We start from the raw sequence: 14,082 nt of genomic DNA, 5'->3' as shown, positions 1-14,082 counted from the left end.
CTTACACCAACAGGCTCATCGGGGCTTCAATGCCTGCCTTGAAGGCCGCGAGCCATTCGGCCCCCACAGCTCCGTCCACAGAGCGATGATCGACCGATAGGGTGACGCTCATCACCGGGGCCAGCACGATCTGATCGCCGCGTCCGACAGGGCGACGTTCGGCGGCCCCGACGGCCAGAATACAGCTTTGCGGCGGGTTGATGATCGCCGAGAAACTCTTGACCCCGTACATGCCAAGGTTGGAGAGCGAGAAGCCGCCGCCCTGATAGTCCTCGGGTTTGAGACGGCCGTCGCGCGCCTTGGCGGCCAGCGCCTTCATCTCTGCGGACAGCGCGCCGAGGCTCTTTTGATCGGCACCGCGTAGAACCGGCGTGATCAGCCCGCCCTCGGTGGCGACGGCGACTGAAATGTCGATGGACTTGAGTTGCAAAACCGCATCCTCGGTCCAGATTGCATTGGCGGCAGGCACTTTGGCCAGCGCCTTTGCCACCGCCTTGACGATGAAATCATTGACTGAAATCCGATCCGCTTTCTCGCGGTCTTCGTTGATCTGCGTGCGCAGCGCCAGCAGTGCCTCGATGTCGCAATCGGCCTCAAGGTAGAAATGCGGCACGGTGGTTTTCGACGTCAGCAAACGCCGCGCAATGGTGCGGCGCATGCCGGTGTGCGGGATTGCCTCATAGTCTCCGATGCCCGCCAGGTTGGTCGGGGCCGTCGCAGGCTCGGGGGTCGCAACGGGGGGGGCGGTTGTCCCGACCGCTGCCGCGCGCTCCACGTCGATGCGCACAATGCGACCGCGTGGGCCAGACCCCGTCAACCCGGAAAGATCGACGCCTTTTTGTGCGGCGATCCTGCGGGCAAGCGGTGAGGCCGGGGCGCTGACCGCGGCTTTTGCAGGCTGGGCCGCTTTGGGGGTCTCGGTGCTGGGCGCATCGGTCTGCACTTCAACGCCCGCAGCCGGGGCCGTTCCGCCCGGTGCATAGCCATCAAGTGCACTGGCATCTTCCCCGTCCAGAAGCAGCACGGCAATCACCGCATTCACATCGGCACGCGCGCCGGCGGGAACAAGGATCTTGCCGATGACCCCATCGGCTTCGGCCTCGAACTCCATCGTCGCCTTGTCGGTTTCAACCTCGGCCAAAGCCTCTCCGGCTGTGACGGCCTCGCCTTCGGCTTTGAGCCAGGTGGCGATCACCGCGTCTTCCATCCCGGCGGACAGCGAAGGCAGTATGATTTCCTTAGGCATGTGTTTTCTCCTTCTCTCGCTTTATTCCGCCGCCAGGGGCAAGCCCTGGTCGGCCATGACCTCGCGCAGGCCCGCTTCGATGTCTTGCGCACGCGCACAGGCCGCTGCTTCCAGAACCTTGGAAATGCTGGGGGAGGCTTCCGCGCCATGCACCCGTTTGATTGGCTGATCGAGCGCATCGAATGAGCGGCGTTGAAGCTCATCGGACAGCCAGCCGCCATAGGACGTGCCCGCCGCCCCCTGTTCCACGATCAGCACATTGCCGGTCTTTTCGATCGAGGCCTCAATGGTCTCCCAGTCGAGCCCGGCGCGATCAAGGCTGCGCAGGTCGATGATCTCGGCATCCACGCCCAGACGCTCGACCACCTCGCGGGTCTTTTCGACCATGGCCAGATAGGTCAGGACGGTCACGCGGGTCCCTTCGCGCACAACCTTGGCCTTGCCCAGCGGGATCATGTAATCAAGGTCATCCGCTGGCCCCGCGCCCTTGGAGGCATAAAGATCGACATGTTCGAGCACCAGAACCGGGTCCTCGCACTGCAAGGCCGCGTTCATCAGCCCGACATAATCGTAAGGCGTCGACGGGGCGACGATGCGCCAGCCCGGGGCGGTCGCAAAGATACCGGCCGGGTCCATCGAGTGCTGCGAGCCATAGCCTGTGCCCATCGCCACCTTCGTGCGCAGAACCAGCGGCATGGGGCTGTCGCCGCCAAACATATGACGCGCCTTGCCGATCTGGTTGAACACCTGATCTGCCGCCACCCACATGAAATCCGGGTACATGAATTCGATCACCGGACGCACCCGCCCGTCAGCGGCCATGCCCGCCGCCAGTCCGGTAAAGGCGTTTTCGGCAATCGGCGTGCCGAGGCAGCGATCAGGGAATGTTTCCGACAGGCCCTTGGTGGCGCCGTTGGTGCCGCCTTTCAGACGGTGAACGTCCTCGCCCAGGACCACGACGCGGTCGTCCGTCTCCATCCGGCGCATCATGACATCGGCCACGGCATCAATGAATTTGACGTTCTGCTTGAGCGTGCCGGAGTGGTCTTCCATCTCTTCAAACCGCGCGCCGTTGAATTCCGAAAGATCGCCCCGCAGACCGAAATCGCGAAAGCTCTCTTCTGGCCAGAGCGCAGGCACGATGCGGCGTTTGCCATCGACGTCTTCGATCAGCTCGCCCGCGATCTCCTCCATCATCGCCTGACACTGGCCGCGCAGGTCCGCGACACCTTGTGCGCCGATGATCTGACGCTCCATCAGGTCACGCGCCATGGCGTCCAGCGGATCGCGTTCGCGCCATTCGAGTTCCTCTTCCTTGCTGCGATAGCCAAAGGCAGAGCCGGGCAGCGCGCCGTTCTGGTGGAAATAGCGATAGACATCGGCCTCGATCACGACCGGGCCTTCGCCCTTGCGCATGATCTTGTTGGCCTCCTCAGCGGCCAGATAAACCGACAGCGTGTCCATCCCGTCGACCCGCAGCGCCGGGATGCCGAAGGCCAGACCGCGCGCCGACAGGCGGGTTTCCGCGGTCACTTCCTCGACATGTGTCGAAACGGCGTAGCGGTTGTTTTCAATGAAGAAACAGATCGGCAGCTTCCACGCGGCGGCGATATTCATCGTCTCAAGAACTGACCCGATATTGACCGCGCCATCGCCGAAATAGGTATAGACCACATCGCCCGTGCCCGCCTGTTTATGCGCCCATGCCGCACCCGCCGCCATGGGCACACCGCCGCCCACAATGGCGTTGGTGCCAAGGTTGCCGCTTTCGGCCCACCGCAGGTGCATCGACCCGCCGCGCCCCTTGCAGAAACCTTCCGACAGGCCCAGAATTTCCGACAGGGTACGCTTGGACAGATGGCGCAGCGTCTCGCCCAGGCTCTTCTCCGGGTCGATCCCCTCGGGTGCTGCATAGGCCAGCGCCTTGGCAAGAAACTGGTGGTGCGCCCGGTGCGAGCCGTTGACCTGATCAGAGCCGCGCATCGCCATGGCAGAGCCGACAGCGCCCCCTTCCTGACCAATTGCGGAGTGGGCAGGCCCGTGAACAAGCCCCTGTCCGGCAAGCTCCAGCACCTTCTCCTCGAAGGCGCGGATCAGGTGCAGCTGGCTTAGCATCGTGCGCCCGATTGTGGGTTCAAGCGCGCTGCGTTCCTCGTCCGAGGCTTTGATGTCACGCCAGAAGGTTTTCGGCGTCAGATCGTCATAGATTGGCATGTCAGGTGTCCTTTACAAATAGCTGTAGGAAGACCAGCCACCATCGGCGACCAGTGTCTGGCCGGTCACATAGGCGGAGGTCTCTGAGGCGAGAAAGAGAGAGGCGGACGCGATTTCCTCGGGCGTCCCAAGTCGCCCTGCGGGGACGCGCGCGGTCAGGGCGTCAAGATCAATGCGCCCCTCACGGCCAAGTGTTTCGGTCAGCGCGGTGCGCACATAGCCGGGGGCGATTGCGTTGACGCGGATGTTGCGGTCGGCCCATTCAATGGCCAGAACCTTGGTCAGGGCAACCACCCCCGCCTTGGCGGCGCAATAGGCAGCACGTTCCGGGGCGGCGACAACGCCGTACATCGAGGCGGTGTTGACGATGCTGCCACCGCCCTGCGCGGCCATAACCCGGCCTGCGGCCTGGGCGACGAAAAAGGCCCCGCTGAGATTGACGTCGATGGTCTGCCGCCAGGTCGCCTCGTCCAGATCGAGAGAGGGCGCATTACCGGCAATTCCGGCATTGTTCATCACAACATCAAGCGAGCCACCAAAGGCCACCGCCGCCTCACAGGCCGCATGGATGGCCGCCGTGTCGGTCACCGAGCCAGCCAGCGCCCTGGCGTGTCCGGGATGGTCGGCGTTCAGACCCTCTGCCGCCGCCCGCACGCCGTCTTCGTCCAGATCGAACAACATGACATTTGCGCCCGCGCCAGCAAGAGCGCGCCCCATGGCAAGGCCAAGACCTGACGCAGCACCCGTCACAAGCGCGGTGCGTCCGGTGAAATCGAACCTGATGGTCATGGTTGTTCTCCTCTGGTTTGGGAGCGGCCTGCGGGGCCGTCGGGTTGAAAGGCAGGTGTTCGTGGCGGCGCGTGGCCGTTCAGCTCATGTAAAGCCCGCCGTTGACATGCAGGGTTTCGCCAGTGACAAAGCTTGCCGCCGGACTGCATAGAAAGGCGATCACGGTGGCGATTTCGGATGCCGTCCCGGTCCGCCCAAGCGGGGTATGTTTGAGCGTGTCATTGCCGCGCGTCGCGATCAGATCACGCGTCATCGGCGTGTCGATGATGCCGGGAGCAACCACATTGGCCCGCGTCTTCGGGGCCAGTTCGTTGGCAAGCGCCCGGGTCATGGCGCCAATCGCGCCCTTTGAGGCGCCGTAATGTGCGTTGGTCTTGGCCCCCCGATGGGCCGCCATCGAGCTGAGGTTGACGATGGCCGATCCGGCCTTCAGGTGCTCGACCGACCGGCGGGTCAGATAGAACACCCCGTCGAGGTTGATGGACAATGTGCGTCGCCACTGATCGTCGGTCATCCCGGCGAAAGGCTCGGCCATGTAGATACCGGCGCAGGGCACCAGAAAGTCGATCCCACCAAGCCGGGCCGCGGCCGCAACGATCCGGTCTGCGTCTTCGGGACTGGCAGCATCCACCGCGAGGGTCTGGACCGAGCCGCCCTTTGGTGCGGTCAGCGTTGCCGCAAATTGCACCAGCGCGTCAGCATCGAGATCGGCCAGCACGAGGTTTGCGCCTGCCGCGTGAAACAGCTCGGCCACGGCGCGGCCGATGCCGCCAGTGGCCCCGGTCAGAACCAGCGTGCGGTTGGTGAAATCGAACATCATACCGACACCTCCACCAGAAATGAGATCACTTGCATCGCATGTCCCCCTACACAGCCAGCCATTCGTCGGTGATTTCCGGCCGCGCGTTCAAATCGTCGGGCGTGCCCGCGACAAGGATCGGCGCCAAGATGATTGCCAGCCAGAACCCGGTCAGGGGCTCAAGCGTATAGGCGAAATATGCGCCAAGCATGTAGAAGGAGGCATGCGCAAAGTTGAGCACCCCCATCATCCCGAAGATGAGCGTCAAACCGGCGGAAACCATGAAGAGCAAGAGCCCGTAGATGGTGCCGTTGAGCAAGGCGAAGAGTATCTGGTCCACACTGACCTCCGTAAGCATCGGCATAGCGGCTCGATGGTCGGGGCCTGAAAAGCCCCGACTGCCACAAGCATTTTGTGCGCTTAGGTGTTGGCCGGGGTTAGCCCGGGCGTTTCATCTGGCAGCTGTCCTGCACCGGCTGTTCCGCATCAGCGGCGGAAATCACCTTGACCGGAACAAAGCCAAATTCGGTGCCGTCGGATTTGTGCTTCGCATCGCGGCTGACCTCTTGCACGATCATCGGCAGAATGGCCTGGTGATCCGCGCCGCGCATCGAGAGGGTGCCCATCGGCGTTTCCACAGAGGCATTTTCAAGTGCGGCGGCCAGATCCGAGGCGTTCAGACCGTCTTCGGTCGGCTCCACCTGCTTGAGCGCCTCTTGCAGCAGCATCATGCCAAACACGGCGGTGGGTTCCACATAGCTGGGATAGTGGCCGGTGACGGATTTGTAGTCTTCCATGAATACGTCGGTCTTTTCCGGGTTCACTTCCGGGTTGAACGACGCAGAGAGGAAATGACCCTCGGCCACCGCACCGGCGTTGCCGATGTTGCCGGGCTGATCAAGAAAAGCGGTGCCAAAGCGCACATCAAGACCCGCGCTGCCCGCCGCCTTCATCAAAAGAAGCAGATCGTTTGACCAGTTGCCGGTGATAACCGTGTCGGCCCCGGCTGCCTGAACGCGCTGTACATAGGGCGAGAAGTCCTGGATTTTGTTGACGTCGTGCAGCGTCTTTTCGACCATCTCGAACCCAAGGCGGTCGGCCGCAGCGGCGGTGTTGTCCTGCACGTCGATGCCCCAGGAATAATTCTGGTTCATCGCATAGACTTTGTTGCCCAGAACGCCTGCCTCACTCATCCCGTCCAACAGCGTATTGACGCGGATCGCGGCATTCGGGCTGGTGCGGAAATGATAGTAGTGGCACTTGGCACCGGTCAGTTCCATCGCCTCGCTGCCGAGGTTGATGTAAAGAACCTCGTCGCCCGGATTGCGCAGGTTATGTTTGCGCACATCTTCGGTCACCTGACCGGCAACGGCGGACGAAGACCCCTGAAGGATCACGTCTGCGCCATCGGAAATCGCCGCGCGCACACGGTCCGCAGCCCCCACCGGGCCACCCTGATTGTCATATTCGAGAAGCTCGATCGGCGTGCCGCCGAAACCGCCTGCTGCGTTGATCTTGCCGATCTGATATTTCACTGCGTCCCGATAGAGTAGTCCCGTCGAGGCCTGAGGCCCAGACAGTGTTTCCACCAGCGCGAGTTTCAAAGGCTCTGCCTGCGCTGCTGTTGCAGCCCCCAGGATGAGCACCATGGCCGCCGTTCCGCGTGCGATTTCCTGAAATCCCATAATGTCCTCCCTGACATGTCTGAATAGCGAGGAGAGCCGGGCCCCCCATCAGCCATTCAGGTGATGACACAAAATGGTCTTACCAGTCAATAATTGATCAGACCAATTATTGCCGCGTAGAGTTTTCTGTTGAGATTGGATGTTCAGCCCCGCAATTATTGAAGATATTTGAGCTTAATCCCTTCAACCTGTCAGACCAGTCATCTATCATAGTCCGAAAGATGGGAGCAGAAATGTCAGAATCCAGTCGAATCACAGCGGACCAGCCGCAAAAAAATGCGCCCTTGCGCAGCGGGCATCTGCCAGACGAGATCGCACAGGACCTGGGCATGAAGATCTCGACAGGTGCCTTGGAGATCGGGGATCGCTTGCCCTCCGAACGTGACCTTTGCACGCAATACAAGGTCAGCCGTGCGGTGGTGCGCGAAGCGCTCTCGCAGCTGAAATCCGACGGGCTTGTCGCCGCGCGCGCGGGAAGCGGCGTCTATGTGACACGGCGCGATGCAACAAATGCTTTCCGCTTTCAGACCTTCTCTGTCTCTGACGTAGGTCAGCTCGAAGAGGCGATGGAGCTGCTCGTGACCATTGAAGTCGCGGCCACCCGCATCGCCGCGAAACGCCGCACGCCGGAGGATCTGAAAAAGATCAAGCGGGCACTGATTGGCATGGAATATGCCATCGCAAGCGATCGTTTGGGCGATGAAGAAGATTATCAGTTTCACCAAGCGATCGTTGAGGCTACGCATAACCAGCATTTTGTCTCGCTTTGCCAGCACCTGGAATCCAGCGCACGTAACATCATCCGTCAGGCCCGCAGCAACACCAAGACCAACCACGCTGACCTTATGGAGGCGGTTCAAGAGGAGCATGAGGCCATATACAACGCTTTGGAGGCAGGGAACGAAGCGGCGGCGGCCGATGCGGCAGAGCGCCATCTCGCAAACGCGGCCAAGCGGCTTCGCATTTATTTGAATTCTGTGATCGAAGCCTGAATAGGCAACTCGCACGAACGGCTTTGTCAGGTTGTTATATAGCGACGTGACAAAGCCCCTTCGGGGCTTCAGATTCCGAGGAAGAAGATCAGCAAAAATACGCTGAAGCGGACCGGCTGGCAGCCGGGGGCTTCACTCCATTAGATGAAAAGTGAAAATTTAACCCTTGAACCTCTAGTTGCTAGACATTTTAGCATAAAGAAAATCGATCTGACAGATCCAGCACCAAATTAGAAACTGCGCGGAGCACGGTACATGCTGACAAGACGACACTTCATCCAGACGACTGCTGCAATGTTCTCGGCGTCTATCTCGAGTCCGCTCCTTGCTGACACCTGGCCCACTGAAGCGGAAAAAGCTGCTTGGGATGCACAGGTTACACCGCCGGGCTATAACCCAGCCACATCAAACCCGTGGGGCCTACACCCGCGCTTTTTGCCGCAGCGGGTTATAGCTAAAGATGGTCTTGTGGCCGGTGACATTCATGTGGATGCCGTGGCGCGCTATCTTTACCATATCGAGGAAGGCGGCACTGCGATGCGCTACGGCGTCGCGATCGCTCGCGGCAAACTTTATGAGCCGGGTGTCTACACGATCAAGCGCAAGGTCAGGTGGCCGCATTGGCAGCCAACACAGAACATGATTAACCGCGACCCGGAGCTCTACGCCGACATCGCTGACGGTATGGAACCCGGACCTGAGAACGCGCTCGGGTCACGGGCGCTTTATCTCTATGTCGGTGACCGAGACACTTATCTGCGCATCCACGGTACACCACAGCCGCGAAGCATCGGCGGCCGAGCAAGTTCCGGTTGCGTCCGGATGGTCATGGCGCACATAAACGATCTGTATCCGAATGTGGAGATTGGCTCGACGGCGTTCCTATATTCGGCCGAGGACAGCGTGACGCCGCAGAGTTGATCCAAGCTGCGCTGTCAATCCGGCGCTCGGACGCGCCAATCAGGGTTGGCGCGCGACGCAGATGGGATTGCCGCCTGCTGATCGCAACGGGACCAAGGTCGTTTCCACCGGCCCACTATGCGCATACCAATAGCAATTATCTTCGGGACGTAGCTGTGCCGTGTTGAGATCCTGGTTGGGTGCGGCGAGGGCTGCGACAGACTCTGGAATATTCCCGACCCTGAATGGATCGTTGTCTTCCTTCAGAGGTACCACACAGCCAGTCAGGGCTAATGTTGCAACCATGATCACCGCATATTTTTGAAGCATATCTATCTCACTCTTTGGCAGGTCAGCCGCGTCCTCAGACTTGGCAACGCGTTTCAAGGTTCCGCAGGCCGGTGTCCTTACTTGACCAAGTTTTTGTTTTAGCTCTTGAAGCTCTAGTTACTGTAGGGGCTATCTCAATGTGGAATGAACGAATCCCGAGGTCAATACCATGTCTTCCAATGGCCACCGCCACACCCACGAGCACAGCTCTGATTGCAGTCACGATCATGGTGATGATCACAAACATACGAGCGTAGCTCCCCACTCTCATGGAAAAGGTGCTGCGTGCTGCGGTGCTGGAGCCAACACGGGACCGGCACAACCCATCCCCTCGAATGGGCGAAGTTTTCAAGTCTCCGGTCTGGATTGTGCCGAAGAGGTGGCAATCCTGAATAGGGTGGTCGGTCCAAAAGTCGGCGGGACTGAGCATCTGGCGTTCGATGTTATCAATGGGCGGATGACGATTCTGGATACCGCAGTCAGGATTTCGGACAACGAGGTTTTGCAGCTGGTCGCGAGTACCGGCATGAGCGCAAAACCGTGGGACGCCGACAACGCAGCAGAAGATCAGGCCGCGCATCTCGCACGTCAAAAGCGTTTTACCGCGCTCAGCGGCTTCTTCTGGGCGGCAGGTTTTCTCTACCACATCGTTGAAACCGGCATGGGGGGGGCGGTCGGGCTGTTCGCTGGGCATGGAGAGACGACAATGCCTCTCGCGGAATCAGGGCTATTCGCGGTGGCAATTCTCTTCGGGGTCTGGCTGGTTGCGCCCAAGGCTTGGTCTTCTGCGCGACGGGTTTCCCCTGATATGAACTTGTTGATGGTGGTCGCTGTGGCGGGTGCCATCGGGCTGGGCGAATTCTTCGAGGCCGCGACGGTTGCGTTTTTCTTCTCACTTTCGCTTTACCTTGAGAGCTGGAGTGTGGGGCGGGCCCGCAACGCGGTATCGGCCTTGCTTGATCTGGCGCCGCCAACAGCTCGGGTGATCCGATCAGATGGCAGCGAAATCGATGTGCCTGCGGCAGAAGTCGCCGTGAACGATCGCTTCATTGTGCGCGGCGGCGACCGCATCCCCCTCGACGGTGAAGTGGTGGCGGGGGCGGGAGCCGTCGATCAGGCTCCCATTACCGGCGAAAGCGCGCTTGTGCCAAAGGAGCCGGGCGATGACGTCTATGCCGGCACAATCAACGGCGAAGGCACACTGACGGTACGAGCGACCAAGGCCGCATCGGACACGGTTCTGGCGAAAATCATCCGCATGGTCGGCGACGCCCATGCGCGCCGCGCGCCGGTCGAACAGTGGGTTGCCAAATTCGCGCGCATCTACACGCCAATCGTCATGCTGCTGGCGATCGCCATTGCGGTGCTGCCTCCTCTCCTTCTTGGCGGGACCTGGGACTATTGGTTCTATAATGCACTGGTGCTTCTGGTCATCGCCTGTCCCTGTGCGCTTGTCATCTCGACACCGGTCTCGATTGTTGCCGCGCTCACCGCTTCGGCGCGCGCGGGTGTGCTGATCAAGGGGGGCGCCTATGTCGAAGCGCCAGGGCACACCACCGCGCTGGCGATGGACAAGACCGGAACGATCACCATGGGTGAACCTGAAGTGGCGGCTGTCTACCCGCTGGGTGGTGCGTCGGCACAAGACCTGTTGAGGCGTGCGGCGGCACTGGAGGCGCGGTCCTCGCATCCGCTGGCCCGTGCCATCCTGGCGCGTGCCGAAGCTGACGGGATTGACCAGTCTGCCGCCGAAGACACACGCACGGTGCCGGGGCGGGGATTGGAAGGGCGCGCCGACGGGCGCTCCATCTGGCTTGGTTCGGACCGGTTCGCCGAAGAAAGAGGGTTTGGCAGTGCCATCCCGGCTGATCTGCGTGACCGGATCGAAGGGGCCGGCAGCACGCTCGTTGCCGTCGGGGATGAAACAGGCGTGACCGGCATTCTGGAGCTGCGCGACCGCATCCGTCCCGATGCAAAGGGCATCGTGGCGGAGCTGCATGCCAAGGGTGTAAAGACAATCGTCATGCTGACCGGCGACAATGAACGCACCGCCCGTGCGGTGGCGGCCGAGGTCGGCATCGACGAGGTGCGCGCCGAACTGCTGCCCGAAGACAAGGTCGCTGCCATCGAAGAGCTGGTCGCGACACATGACATGGTGGCCATGATCGGTGACGGCGTGAACGATGCCCCTGCCATGGCGCGGGCACATTACGGTATCGCCATGGGGGCCGTCGGGTCGGATGCCGCCATCGAGACGGCCGACATCGCGCTGATGACTGATGATATCGGTCGCGTGCCGTGGCTCATTGGCCATTCCCGCCGCGCCATGTCGATCATTCACCAGAACATCGCCATCTCGCTGACAACAAAGGCGCTGTTCGTCGGGCTGACCGCGTTCGGCATGGCCTCAATGTGGGGCGCCATTGCTGCGGATGTGGGTGTATCCCTGTTGGTGGTCGCCAATGCGCTGCGGCTTTTAAACGGTCACCGGATCAAGGACGGGCTGTCGGGCGGCAAATCAGTGGGCGAGCAGTGACAAACACTAGATTTCCACGACGCGCCTTTTGGGTAGGCGGATTGGCCGCCCACCCAAAAGGCTGGCCAGCAAGTTCCGGTCGTACAACGGACCCGAAGTGACCCGGCTACGCATCTATAAGGCACAGCGCTTTCTGGTTCTGGACGGGGCGGATGACGTCTTGTGGACCTATCCCATCGAATTAGGCTTTGCCCCTGAAGGCCACAAGCAGTTCGAGGGGGACGGCTGTACGCCGGAGGGTTCCTACGTGATTGATCGGCGCAACCCGGACAGCCTCTTTCACCTGTCAAGTGGCATCTCATATCCCAACGCGGCAGACATCGCTTTTGCGCAGGCTCAAGGAAAGTCGCCCGGTGGCAACATTTTCATCCACGGCGGACCGCGCAAGGGGACCGACCCAATGAATGTCCGCGACTGGACGGCAGGCTGCATCGCCGTCACAGGGGTCTTTCCGGCTGAGTGCAGAATAGGGCGATAAGGGTTTTCTTCATTCGTGCAGGCAAGAATGCGCTCCTTCTCAATAGCTTGCTTGCAGCTATTGGTAGGGCATTGACAAGCTGTTTTCATCTGGCCGAATGCAGCCTGCCCGAAGCCCCTCAGGCGGTTATCTCGCCGCCACGTCGGCCTATGGCTGCCCTTGATCCTGTTGTTGAGCCCCTTGTGGGCCCAGTGATCGGCACCAGGTGCCTGGCGGGTGATCGGTTCGATGGAGCCGCGCAATTTGTCGGTGGTGACAGCCCTTGGTTGGCCGAATTGAGCAATCGCCTGCGCAGAAAGCGCCTGGTGGCCTTCGTGTTGCGGCGTGTCTGAACCAGAATGTCGAGTGTGTCGCCATTGGCGTTGACCGCACGCCACCGCCAGTGCTTCCCGCCATTGATCGGGATCAAAACCTCGTCCATGTGCCATTTGTCGTTAGGGCACGGTTGTCCGCGACGGATACAATCGGCAAAATACGCCCCAAACCGGTTGCCCATAGGCGGATGGTCTCACGGCTGACGATCACGCCGCGCTCCGCCCCTAAAGCGTTTCGAGATTAACTTGAGACACAAGTTGATTTCGAAACGCCCGCAACATCAGTAGGTTTCGAGCGTTTCACCTCATTATTGTGTCTCAATAATAAGTCGAAACGGTATTGCCAAGTTGTTTAGGGCAGATTGCGAAGGACAGGCAAAGGCATGTCTCATGCCGCCATTTCGGCGGTGTAGTCAGCCCAGAGGTTGAAAGCATCGGTGCGGGCGTGGCGGTATGAAGCTGCGTTGAGTTGACAGCGGCGCGGTCGGAAAATCCTCAACATCCGCCGTCAAGGCGAAGCGGTGATACGCCCAGACCGCGTAGGCGATGATCTCACGGGGAAAACGAAAACCTTTCAGGCGCGGCATATCAGGCGGAATTTTCATGAAAACCACCTACGGCAACCAGATAGGACAAACAACTTGGCGATGCCGTTACAGCTGTTCAGTGAGGCCTACAAAACCAGCGGTGAATCCCACCAGTGAAAAGGGTATTAGGAAAACCCTTTGAACAGATGGGCGCACGAAAAATATTCTTAAGATATTACCCTGCTGCATACTTTCGATGATTTCAGGAGTTAAATCTAAACGCCCAGTACAGCCGTAAGCCGTGCAGCTGGTTATCGTCGTTTCAAAACTTTCGCCATCATCTATGGATAATTGTATACCACGCCTGAGATCCACTCCAAGTGGTATGGTGTATTGAAGCCAGAATTCTCCGCGAACATGAATGATGCTAACTCTAGCTGCAACTGTTGCGCCGCTTACAATCTCGGTTTTTAGCTCGCAAACTCTGTCTGTTAAACAAGTGACGCCCCAACCCGCTTCTGCAGGTGCCTTTTCTTGAGCCAAAGAAAGGCCCGCGGTAAGCACCCAAACAAAAATCGTTTGGGTGCAAATATATGTCACGAAGCGGATCAAGGTCATCACTTTTATTTATACGTTACCGTCTTTACCAATTCCACTGAACGCCCATGCTGGTCCCTATTTCCCCTGAGCCAAATGCAGTGCCGATTGTGCCGAATGCCTGTATTTGATCGCCAATTCTCATAGCACCACCTAAAGCGAATGCGGTAGACGAATCAAAGTTACCTAGTGCCGCCGTAACTGCATAGTTCTGTCCAGGCATGATGGTGGGAGTCTTAGAAGCAAGAGCAATAGCGATACCATCTGCGGCTATTCCACGGTTAGTCGCGATGTTTGCCGTGTTGGTCGCGATGTTACCCGTGTTGGTCGCGATGTTTGCCGTGTTGGTCGCGATGTTACCCGTGTTGGTCAAGATGTTGGCCGTGTTGGTCCCGATGTTTGCCGTGTTGGTCGAGATGTTTGCCGTGTTGGTCGCGATGTTACCCGTGTTGGTCAAGATGTTGGCCGTGTTGGTCCCGATGTTGGTCGTGTTGGTCCCGATGTTTGCCGTGTTGGTCGCGATGTTGGTCGTGTTGGTCGCGATGTTGGTCGTGTTGGTCGCGATGTCGGCCGTGTTGGTCGCGATGTCGGCCGTGTTGGTCGCGATGTTGGTCGTGTTGGTCGCGATGTTGGTCGTGTTGGTCGCGATGTCGGTCGTGTTGGTCGCGATGTCGG

12 protein-coding genes and 3 pseudogenes are annotated in these 14,082 nt (G+C 59.8%); 4 read left to right on the top strand and 11 right to left on the bottom strand.

Annotated features, from left to right (window positions below; translation table 11 throughout):
- Position 1: 1 nt before the first annotated feature.
- The 6 genes from AKJ29_RS11395 to AKJ29_RS11370 all read right to left on the bottom strand — a co-directional run bounded on the left by AKJ29_RS11395 (position 2) and on the right by AKJ29_RS11370 (position 6,733).
- Positions 2 to 1,246 carry a pyruvate dehydrogenase complex dihydrolipoamide acetyltransferase gene (locus AKJ29_RS11395; RefSeq protein ID WP_055190981.1) on the bottom strand — a complete coding sequence of 415 codons (1,245 nt, stop codon included), beginning with the start codon at positions 1,244 to 1,246 and terminating at the stop codon, positions 2 to 4.
- A 21-nt stretch (positions 1,247 to 1,267) separates the two neighbouring features.
- Positions 1,268 to 3,460 carry an alpha-ketoacid dehydrogenase subunit alpha/beta gene (locus AKJ29_RS11390; RefSeq protein WP_055190979.1) on the bottom strand — a complete coding sequence of 731 codons (2,193 nt, stop codon included), beginning with the start codon at positions 3,458 to 3,460 and terminating at the stop codon, positions 1,268 to 1,270.
- Positions 3,461 to 3,472: 12 nt separating this feature from the next.
- On the bottom strand, positions 3,473 to 4,249 hold the full coding sequence (locus tag AKJ29_RS11385) for an SDR family NAD(P)-dependent oxidoreductase (RefSeq protein ID WP_055190977.1): 777 nt from the start codon (positions 4,247 to 4,249) through the stop codon (positions 3,473 to 3,475).
- 79 nt (positions 4,250 to 4,328) lie between these two features.
- Complete coding sequence (locus AKJ29_RS11380; RefSeq protein WP_082392582.1) at positions 4,329 to 5,069, bottom strand: SDR family NAD(P)-dependent oxidoreductase; 741 nt, start codon at positions 5,067 to 5,069, stop codon at positions 4,329 to 4,331.
- Positions 5,070 to 5,115: 46 nt separating this feature from the next.
- Positions 5,116 to 5,388, bottom strand: coding sequence for an ABC transporter permease subunit (locus AKJ29_RS11375; RefSeq protein WP_200909157.1), 273 nt, complete (start codon positions 5,386 to 5,388; stop codon positions 5,116 to 5,118).
- 97 nt (positions 5,389 to 5,485) lie between these two features.
- Positions 5,486 to 6,733, bottom strand: a complete 1,248-nt coding sequence (locus AKJ29_RS11370; RefSeq protein ID WP_055190973.1) for a branched-chain amino acid ABC transporter substrate-binding protein — start codon at positions 6,731 to 6,733, stop codon at positions 5,486 to 5,488.
- 221 nt (positions 6,734 to 6,954) lie between these two features.
- On the opposite strand from AKJ29_RS11370, the gene AKJ29_RS11365 reads away from it, so the two are divergent.
- A complete protein-coding gene (locus tag AKJ29_RS11365; protein WP_314732201.1) occupies positions 6,955 to 7,725 on the top strand; it encodes a FadR/GntR family transcriptional regulator in 771 nt (256 codons plus the stop codon).
- 255 nt (positions 7,726 to 7,980) lie between these two features.
- On the top strand, positions 7,981 to 8,646 hold the full coding sequence (locus tag AKJ29_RS11360; RefSeq protein ID WP_055190970.1) for a L,D-transpeptidase: 666 nt from the start codon (positions 7,981 to 7,983) through the stop codon (positions 8,644 to 8,646).
- A gap of 39 nt (positions 8,647 to 8,685) precedes the next feature.
- Here AKJ29_RS11360 and AKJ29_RS18825 read toward each other — a convergent pair whose 3' ends face one another.
- Entirely contained in the window at positions 8,686 to 8,955 is a 270-nt protein-coding gene (locus tag AKJ29_RS18825) for a hypothetical protein (protein WP_074963719.1), read from the bottom strand.
- A 169-nt stretch (positions 8,956 to 9,124) separates the two neighbouring features.
- Here AKJ29_RS18825 and AKJ29_RS11355 point away from each other — a divergent pair, with 169 nt between their 5' ends.
- Both AKJ29_RS11355 and AKJ29_RS11350 read left to right on the top strand, forming a co-directional pair.
- Positions 9,125 to 11,491 carry a heavy metal translocating P-type ATPase gene (locus AKJ29_RS11355; RefSeq protein WP_235477479.1) on the top strand — a complete coding sequence of 789 codons (2,367 nt, stop codon included), beginning with the start codon at positions 9,125 to 9,127 and terminating at the stop codon, positions 11,489 to 11,491.
- Positions 11,488 to 11,933, top strand: a pseudogene (locus AKJ29_RS11350) (L,D-transpeptidase family protein); the annotation flags it as partial. The gene AKJ29_RS11355 and the pseudogene AKJ29_RS11350, both read left to right, overlap by 4 nt.
- A 146-nt stretch (positions 11,934 to 12,079) precedes the next feature.
- Here AKJ29_RS11350 and AKJ29_RS11345 read toward each other — a convergent pair.
- The 4 genes and pseudogenes from AKJ29_RS11345 to AKJ29_RS18810 all read right to left on the bottom strand — a co-directional run.
- Positions 12,080 to 12,506: pseudogene (locus AKJ29_RS11345) on the bottom strand (IS6 family transposase); the annotation flags it as partial.
- A 268-nt stretch (positions 12,507 to 12,774) separates the two neighbouring features.
- Positions 12,775 to 12,888 (bottom strand): annotated as a pseudogene (locus AKJ29_RS20675) (IS6 family transposase); the annotation flags it as partial.
- Between the two features lie 48 nt (positions 12,889 to 12,936).
- Positions 12,937 to 13,428, bottom strand: a complete 492-nt coding sequence (locus tag AKJ29_RS18815) for an invasion associated locus B family protein (protein ID WP_074963717.1) — start codon at positions 13,426 to 13,428, stop codon at positions 12,937 to 12,939.
- A 25-nt stretch (positions 13,429 to 13,453) separates the two neighbouring features.
- The coding region (locus AKJ29_RS18810; protein ID WP_200909155.1) for a YadA-like family protein at positions 13,454 to 14,082 on the bottom strand (629 nt) is incomplete at its 5' end.

This window comes from Aliiroseovarius crassostreae (assembly GCF_001307765.1).
Taxonomy (GTDB): Bacteria; Pseudomonadota; Alphaproteobacteria; order Rhodobacterales; family Rhodobacteraceae; genus Aliiroseovarius; species Aliiroseovarius crassostreae.
This window is presented reverse-complemented; position numbering and strand designations above follow the sequence as displayed.

Excerpts from the sequence above, each read along its gene's own strand:
- AKJ29_RS11380 (WP_082392582.1), bottom strand. The coding sequence starts at position 5,069 with ATGATGTTCGATTTCACCAACCGCACGCTGGTTCTGACCGGGGCCACT.
- AKJ29_RS11370 (WP_055190973.1), bottom strand. The coding sequence starts at position 6,733 with ATGGGATTTCAGGAAATCGCACGCGGAACGGCGGCCATGGTGCTCATC.
- AKJ29_RS11385 (WP_055190977.1), bottom strand. The coding sequence starts at position 4,249 with ATGACCATCAGGTTCGATTTCACCGGACGCACCGCGCTTGTGACGGGT.
- AKJ29_RS11365 (WP_314732201.1), top strand. The coding sequence starts at position 6,955 with ATGGGAGCAGAAATGTCAGAATCCAGTCGAATCACAGCGGACCAGCCG.
- AKJ29_RS18815 (WP_074963717.1), bottom strand. The coding sequence starts at position 13,428 with ATGACCTTGATCCGCTTCGTGACATATATTTGCACCCAAACGATTTTT.
- AKJ29_RS11390 (WP_055190979.1), bottom strand. The coding sequence starts at position 3,460 with ATGCCAATCTATGACGATCTGACGCCGAAAACCTTCTGGCGTGACATC.
- AKJ29_RS11355 (WP_235477479.1), top strand. The coding sequence starts at position 9,125 with ATGTCTTCCAATGGCCACCGCCACACCCACGAGCACAGCTCTGATTGC.
- AKJ29_RS11360 (WP_055190970.1), top strand. The coding sequence starts at position 7,981 with ATGCTGACAAGACGACACTTCATCCAGACGACTGCTGCAATGTTCTCG.
- AKJ29_RS11395 (WP_055190981.1), bottom strand. The coding sequence starts at position 1,246 with ATGCCTAAGGAAATCATACTGCCTTCGCTGTCCGCCGGGATGGAAGAC.
- AKJ29_RS18825 (WP_074963719.1), bottom strand. The coding sequence starts at position 8,955 with ATGCTTCAAAAATATGCGGTGATCATGGTTGCAACATTAGCCCTGACT.